We start from the raw sequence: 7268 nt of genomic DNA, 5'->3' as shown, positions 1-7268 counted from the left end.
CGATGTGTACTTCCCGAATAAGGTGCATCAGCAGCTGGTTAACGAGCCGTTCGTGACCCTCGGCGCGGAGGGCCAGTTCGATGTGGTGGCGTTGATCACCGGCGGCGGCGTCACCGGGCAGGCGGGCGCGCTGCGGCTTGGCGTGACCCGTGCGCTCATCCTGGTCGACCCGGAGAATCGTCCGGCGCTGAAGAAGGCCGGTTTCCTGACCAGGGACGCCCGGGTCAAGGAGCGGAAGAAGTACGGCCTGAAGAAGGCCCGTAAGGCGCCGCAGTACAGCAAGCGCTGATCCCGGCGGCGATCACGGCCGCGTTTCAGTTGGGTGGCACTACGGGCAATCGTCTTGTCATGCGTGTGCGCGGTCATCAACTGTGAGAGGTTTGTCCGCATGGGTCGACTATTCGGCACCGACGGCGTCCGCGGAGTCGCCAATCGAGAGCTCACCGCCGAGCTCGCGCTGGCTCTCGGCGCCGCGGCCGCACGGCGGCTGACCAGCCCGAATAGCGCACGCCGGCGCGTCGCGGTGATCGGCCGCGATCCGCGCGCCAGCGGCGAGATGCTGGAAGCGGCGGTGATCGCCGGTCTGACCAGCGAAGGCGTGGACGCGTTGCGGGCCGGAGTGCTGCCGACACCGGCGGTGGCCTACTTGACCAGCGCCTACGACGCCGACTTCGGGGTGATGATCTCGGCGTCGCACAACCCGATGCCCGACAACGGCATCAAGATCTTCGGACCGGGCGGACACAAGCTCGACGACGCCACCGAGGACCAGATCGAGGATCTGGTCGCGGCCGGGCCGGGGCTGCGGCCCGCCGGGTCGGGGATCGGACGGGTGATCGACGCCGAGGATGCGCTGGACCGCTACCTGCGTCACGTCGGGAAGGCGGGCACCGTCGGGCTCGAGGGGCTGACCGTCGTCGTCGACTGCGCACACGGCGCCGCCTCGGTGCCAGCACCGCGCGCCTATCGGGCGGCCGGGGCGCGGGTCATCGCGATCCACGCCGAACCCAACGGGCTGAATATCAACGACCGCTGCGGATCGACCCACTTGGATGCGGTCCGATCCGCGGTCCTCGCCCACGGGGCCGACCTGGGTCTGGCCCACGACGGGGACGCCGACCGCTGCCTGGCGATCGATGCCTCCGGCGAGGTCGTCGACGGCGACGCGATCATGGTGATCCTGGCGCTGGCGATGCAAGAAGCCGGCGAATTGGCGGACAACACCCTGGTGGCGACCGTGATGAGCAATCTCGGGTTGCATCTGGCGATGCGCGCGGCCGGGGTGAGCGTTCGCACCACCGGTGTCGGTGACCGCTATGTCTTGGAAGAGCTGCGATCCGGTGACTACAGCCTCGGCGGTGAGCAATCCGGTCATATCGTGCTCCCCAGGCTGGCCACCACTGGCGACGGCATCCTCACCGGCCTGCGGCTGATGTCGCGGATGGCGCAAACCGGCTCGTCGCTGACCGGCCTGGCCTCCGCGATGCACACCTTGCCGCAGGTGCTGATCAACGTCGTCGTCGCCGACAAGGCCGCCGCCGTCGCCGCTCCCTCGGTTCGCACGGCGGTTCAGCAAGCCGAGGACGAGCTCGGTGATACCGGGCGAATCCTGTTGCGCCCCTCGGGAACCGAACAGATGATCCGGGTCATGGTGGAAGCCGACGACGAACGCACCGCCCACCGGCTCGCCACCCTGATCGCCGAAACGGTCCGCGCCCACCACTGAGGGCGGAACCCCCGGACGGCGTGCTGCGTCGAAACCGGTATGGGACAACGAAATGCGATCGTCGACGCCGCGGCGTTGCGGACGGTCGCTAACCGGTTCGATGATGCCGCGCAACTCATCGACGGCGCGGTGCGCGCTCACTTCGGGAGTCTGGCGTTCGACGGCGCCACCGCTGGGCGGTCTTACATCGGTCACGGCGACGCGTTGCGGTTAGCGCTGAATCGGCTGGCCGGCGAGCTCGGGCAGTGGGTACGGGCAACCGGGGAGATCGCTACCGCGTTGCGGGCCAGCGCCGACCGCTACATCGACGCCGATCTGAGTGCCGCGGCGCGGGTGAGCCTTGGCTGATCGGTTGGACGTGACAGCACGGTTGGCCGAAGGTCGGCCCGCCGTGGAGCGCACGCAGACCTATGTGCGGGCATGCCATGTGCTCGGTTATCAGGATCCCGACCTGACGGCGCGCGGTTCGCAGGTGCTGGACTGGTATGAGACCGAATCCGGACTCGACCTCCGAGTGCTCGACGACGACGGCGCTGAGCTTCGCGCCGCGCTAAACACGATCGACGAGGCGATGTGGCTGCAACGCGCGCAGCTGACCGAGATCGCGGCGGCCTGGACGGGTTCCGGGGCCGACTCCGCGACGCGGTTCTTGCAGCGACACTGCGACATCGCGGCGGAGGTGGCCGCCCATGTCCGCGCCGCGGCCGAGGGCTACGGCGCGCTGCGTGACAAGCTGTGGCAACTGGTCGACAGCAAGGCCGCGACGGCCGCCGCGATCGACGATCGCAGGGCGGGGGAGCGGTCAGCCTGGCTGGCTGCCGCACACACCGTGACGGCCGGCGCGGGCGACAGGCCGGCGGAAGAGCTGGTTCGCGATCACGTTATTCCGTATGTAGACAACGATATTCGTAGCGACTGGCTCAGCGGGATGCGCTCGATCGGGACGTCGGTGGAGGCGGCCTACGACGCGGCCGTCGAAGCGCTGAGCTCGGCGCGCGAGGTGTGTTTCGAGATTCCCGGTGAACTGGGTCCCCGTTGGCAGCCGGTATCCGATGAGTCGCCGGATCTTGGCCCGGCCGCGGCCACCATCCCCGCGACGTCAACGCCGGCTCCCGCCGCGCCCACTGTGCCCGCTGCCGCGTCGGCTCCGGTTTCGGCTGCGCCACCGACGCCTTCACTTTCCCCGGACGCCGTCGACGACTGGCCCTCGGTACCTGCGGACCTGGCGGCTCCGCTTGGCGACGCCGCCGGCTTGTCCAGCGGCGCAGGAGGTTTGGGCAGTCTTGGTGGTCTTGCCGGCAGTATCGGCGGCGTCGTCGGCCAGATCGTCAACGGGATCGGCGGTCTGCTGGGTTCGCTGGCCGACGGCTTCGCGGATCCGTCGGAGCCCGCAGAGCCGCTGTTGGACGATCCCCTGGATGACGACGATCCACTCGGCGACGACGCCGGCACGGCGGATGACGCTGACGCCGGAGCCGACGATGAGCCCGACAAGGCCAACAACGTCGACACCGCGAACGCCGAGCCGCCCAGCGCCGACGACGCAACCGAGGCGTCCGTTGAAAATCCGCCAGCCGCAAGCGATCCCGTTGACGAGCCGTTAGCTCACCAGGTAACGCCCCCGGAAGCGCCACCACCGCCCACCGAACCGCGGCCCGACGGGTCAACTCCGTGTGAGATCGCCGAGGACGAATTGCCGCAGGCCGGACAGTGACCGCCGCTCAGCTGGGTAGCAGTTCGCGCAGCGCCTCGACATAGCGCACCCGTTCGTCCCGGTCGGTGCTCAACGGTGCTCAGCTCTTCAGTAACGCGACGAACTTCTCTTCGTGGGTCACCAGCGTCGCTTTCTCATCCACGGCAGCGGTTTTGGGCAGCTGGACGTCTGGATCAGCGAACTCGCAATACGTCTTGTCCCCGCCGAGTGCATACAGCAGATACCCGGTCAGCAGCGCGCGAACCGCCTTCTGCGTCTTGCGATCCGGACCGCCCAGGCCGAACGCCGCCGTCAGCCGACGGCCCTCAGCCAGCCCGACGGGCTGAGCCTTGTTGATCACCCGCAGCGTGGCCGTGTCCCAGGCCTTCCAGAGGTCGATGGCGTTGGAGCGCAATTTCTTGGCATCGCCGGCCGCGCTGAACACCACCCCGGGCACCTTCAGGGACGCGGCCGGCTGTTCGGCGGGCGGGCTGGTGACGCTCGGGAAAATCGCGGCCACCGCCTTGGGCTTGACCTTCATCCCCGCCGCCGCAAACACCGCGGCCGAGCCGCCGAAGCCGTGGCCGATCACGCCGAGTTTGTTGGGATGCACGCTGATCTTGCCCGGGCCAAGGCGCACACCCGCGGCGATGTCGAGCGCGGTGCCCAAATCGAAGGCCAGGTTCAATACCGATGGCGCCAGCCCTCGCTCAGTGTCGGGGGCCGCCGCGACGATGCCCCACGAGGCCAGGTGCTCCAGCAGCCCGGAATAGCGCTCGACCCCGGTGAGCCAGTCGTGGCCGAAAGCCAGACCGGGCAGGTTCAGTCCCGCTTCGGGCGTGTAGACCACGCCGGGCAAGCCGGCAAAGGCAAGGTCGCCGCGCAGGACGCGATGCGGTCCAGGTCGGGTGAGGGCGCGGAGAAGCTTGCGGGTGCTGGCCACCCGTTGACGTTAGCGCACCGCGGCCGCCGTAAAACAGCCAACGCCAAGCTGATTCATAGAAAAGACGACACGCGGGCAACGGGTTTAGTCGGCGGGCTCTGCGTGGTACCACAGCGGGGTGAAAAACATGATCCGAGTCGCCGCTGCGACAATCATCACCGCCTCAGGGTTAGGGCTTGCCGGTTTGACTACTGCCGGCGTCGCCCAGGCAGTTCCCGCGCCGTTGCCCAACTACCATTGGTGTCCCGGTCAGTTCTGGGACCCGCACTGGGGCCCCAACTGGGGGGCAGACCGCTGCCACGACGATTTCTACTTCGACGGCGAGCCGCACGACGGGGGCCACTGGCACGGGCCCGGCCCGTGGCACCCGTGAGTTAAATCACTTCCCAAGTCCGCCGAGTGCAGCCGTCCCAGCCGGGGCGGCTGCACTGCTTTGCTGGGGTTATAGCGCGTAGAGCTCCGGCAGGTTGACGACGATCGCTTCCTGCGTGCTACGCGCGATCACGACGGTGGCCGGCTCGTCCGGGCTCGGATTCTCTTCCCGATGCGGCAAATACGGCGGTATGAAGGCGTAGTCGCCTGGATTGGTGGCGATGCGCACCTCATGTTCGCCATCAAAAAACACGAAGTCAGGGTGGCCGCTCACGACGAATATCGCCGTTTCGGATTCGCCGTGGTGATGGTTGGACGACACCGTCTGCGGGTGGACGTGCGTCTCGCCCATCCAGAGTTTTTCCGAGCCGACCGTGCGTCCGCTGATCGCTGCGAAGCGCTGCATGCCCTCGCTTTGCGCGGTGTCGGCGTCGATCTCAGACGACCTGACATGGTGCACTCGGTTGCGAGCCACTCGTTCGCTTTGCTGCAAGTCGGGATGAAACCCGTCATCGGCCACTGGTGTCTCCTTGGTGCTGTCGACGGTGCCACCTCGTCATGTTTGGCACAGGTTCAGTGCCAGGCAGACGGATCGTGACTTCCTACGGTAATACGCTGGTCGGGCGTTTACGTGGGCGTCAAGATCCTCGATATCGAATACTGAAACACAGCCAGTACCAAGCTAATTCATAGAAATTCATAAGAAAAACGCCGAGGGAGATGTTTAGCCGCCTCTGTTTGCGTGGTACTAAGCCAATGTGAAAACTATTAAGAAGATCGCAGCCGCGACTGCCCTCACCACAGGTCTGGGACTTGCTGGTCTGGGCGCGGCGAGCGTTGCTGACGCCTATCCAGGCCCGATGCCCGCCTATCACTGGTGCCCCGGCCAATGGTGGGACCCGGGCTGGGGTAACAACTTCGATTGGGGTCGCTGCCACGACGATTTCTACTTCGACGGCGAGCCACATGACAGGGACCACTGGCACGGCTACGGTGACTGGCACCCGGACGGCCCGGGTGGCCCGGGCTGGGACCATGACCACCCAGGTGGTTGGGGTCCGGGTGGCCCGGGCGGCCCGGGCTGGGGTCGGTAAACCGGCCCTGATCCCTGAAGGGAATCGAACGCTGAGATAGCGGCGGCTTGCGAGTCACCAAACCAAGATCGAACAATCCTGCGTGACCGGCCTCGAGCCGCTAGCGCAGGTCAGACGAGTGCAGCCGTCCCATCCGGGGCGGCTGCACTACCCTGATGGGCTATGTGCGGAATCGTCGGCTATGTCGGGCATCAGTCTGCCCGTGACGTCGTCGTCGACGCGCTGCGCCGGATGGAATACCGCGGCTACGATTCGGCGGGCATTGCGCTGGTCGACGGCGTCGGCAGGCTGACGGTACGACGGCGGGCCGGACGGCTGGCCAACCTGGAGAGCGCGCTGGCCGACACCGAGCCGACGGCACTGGCCGGTACCACGGGCCTCGGTCACACCCGCTGGGCCACTCACGGACGTCCCACCGACCGCAACGCGCACCCGCACCGCGACGCGGCGGGCAAGATCGCCGTCGTCCACAACGGCATCATCGAGAACTTCGCGAGCCTGCGCCGCGAGCTGGAGGCGGCCGGCGTCGAGTTCGCCAGCGACACCGACACCGAGGTCGCCGTCCACCTGGTGGCCAAGGCGTATCACCACGGGGACACCGCGGGCGACTTTGCCGGTTCCGCGCTGGCCGTGTTGCGCCGCCTCGAAGGCCACTTCACCCTGGTGTTCGCCAATGCCGACGAGCCGGGCACCATTGTCGCCGCGCGCCGCTCCACCCCGTTGGTCGTCGGCATCGGCGACGGCGAGATGTTCGTCGGCTCCGACGTGGCCGCGTTCATCGAACACACCCGCGATGCGGTCGAGCTCGGCCAGGACCAGGCCGTGGTGATCACCGCCGACGGTTATCGGATCACCGACTTCTACGGCAACGACGATGCCGGAAATGCTCGAATTTTTCATATCGACTGGGATCTGGCCGCCGCCGAAAAGGGCGGCTACCAGTACTTCATGCTCAAGGAGATCGCCGAGCAGCCCACCGCGGTCGCCGACACGTTGCTCGGGCATTTCGTCGACGGCCGGATCGTGCTGGACGAGCAGCGGCTGTCGGATCAGGAACTGCGCGAGATCGACAAGGTTTTCGTCGTCGCCTGCGGTACCGCGTATCACTCGGGGCTCCTGGCCAAGTATGCGATCGAGCACTGGACTCGGCTGCCCGTCGAGGTGGAGCTGGCCAGCGAGTTCCGTTACCGCGACCCGGTGCTGGACCGCAGCACGCTGGTGGTGGCGATCTCGCAGTCCGGGGAGACCGCCGACACCTTGGAGGCGGTCCGGCACGCCAAGGAGCAGAAGGCCAAGGTCCTGGCGATCTGCAACACCAACGGCTCGCAGATCCCGCGCGAATGCGACGCGGTGCTCTACACCCGCGCCGGACCGGAGATCGGGGTGGCGTCGACCAAGACGTTCTTGGCGCAGATCGCCGCGAATTACCTCGTTGGCCTG

9 protein-coding genes are annotated in these 7268 nt (G+C 67.2%); 7 read left to right on the top strand and 2 right to left on the bottom strand.

Annotated features, from left to right (window positions below; all coding sequences use genetic code 11):
- The 4 genes from rpsI to VKI00_RS06485 form a co-directional block, all read left to right on the top strand.
- A partial coding sequence (gene rpsI / locus VKI00_RS06500) for a 30S ribosomal protein S9 (protein WP_324436181.1) occupies positions 1-289 on the top strand: 289 nt, incomplete at its 5' end.
- Between the two features lie 99 nt (positions 290-388).
- Entirely contained in the window at positions 389-1726 is a 1338-nt protein-coding gene (gene glmM / locus VKI00_RS06495; RefSeq protein ID WP_324436180.1) for a phosphoglucosamine mutase, read from the top strand.
- A gap of 39 nt (positions 1727-1765) precedes the next feature.
- The gene (locus tag VKI00_RS06490; RefSeq protein ID WP_324436179.1) at positions 1766-2074 is read left to right on the top strand and encodes a type VII secretion target; all 309 of its coding nucleotides are present in this window, start codon (positions 1766-1768) and stop codon (positions 2072-2074) included.
- Positions 2067-3440, top strand: a complete 1374-nt coding sequence (locus tag VKI00_RS06485; protein WP_324436178.1) for a hypothetical protein — start codon at positions 2067-2069, stop codon at positions 3438-3440. The genes VKI00_RS06490 and VKI00_RS06485 overlap by 8 nt, the downstream gene beginning before the upstream one ends.
- A 79-nt stretch (positions 3441-3519) precedes the next feature.
- Here VKI00_RS06485 and VKI00_RS06480 read toward each other — a convergent pair whose 3' ends face one another.
- Positions 3520-4362 (bottom strand): hypothetical protein, encoded by an 843-nt coding sequence (locus VKI00_RS06480; RefSeq protein WP_324436177.1) that lies wholly within the window; start codon positions 4360-4362, stop codon positions 3520-3522.
- 127 nt (positions 4363-4489) lie between these two features.
- Here VKI00_RS06480 and VKI00_RS06475 point away from each other — a divergent pair, with 127 nt between their 5' ends.
- Positions 4490-4735: a hypothetical protein gene (locus VKI00_RS06475; protein WP_324436182.1), complete on the top strand. Its 246-nt coding sequence runs from the start codon at positions 4490-4492 to the stop codon at positions 4733-4735.
- A 69-nt stretch (positions 4736-4804) separates the two neighbouring features.
- Here VKI00_RS06475 and VKI00_RS06470 read toward each other — a convergent pair whose 3' ends face one another.
- Positions 4805-5254 carry a cupin domain-containing protein gene (locus VKI00_RS06470; RefSeq protein ID WP_324436176.1) on the bottom strand — a complete coding sequence of 150 codons (450 nt, stop codon included), beginning with the start codon at positions 5252-5254 and terminating at the stop codon, positions 4805-4807.
- A gap of 238 nt (positions 5255-5492) precedes the next feature.
- Between VKI00_RS06470 and VKI00_RS06465 the strand changes: the two genes are divergently transcribed.
- Both VKI00_RS06465 and glmS read left to right on the top strand, forming a co-directional pair.
- Complete coding sequence (locus VKI00_RS06465) at positions 5493-5828, top strand: hypothetical protein (protein ID WP_324436175.1); 336 nt, start codon at positions 5493-5495, stop codon at positions 5826-5828.
- 162 nt (positions 5829-5990) lie between these two features.
- On the top strand, positions 5991-7268 hold a 1278-nt coding region (glmS, locus tag VKI00_RS06460), incomplete at its 3' end, for a glutamine--fructose-6-phosphate transaminase (isomerizing) (protein ID WP_324436174.1).

The organism is Mycobacterium sp. (genome assembly GCF_035314665.1).
Taxonomy (GTDB): domain Bacteria; phylum Actinomycetota; class Actinomycetes; order Mycobacteriales; family Mycobacteriaceae; genus Mycobacterium.
Note: the sequence above shows the minus strand (reverse complement) of the source record. Positions and strands in the feature narration are given on the sequence as shown.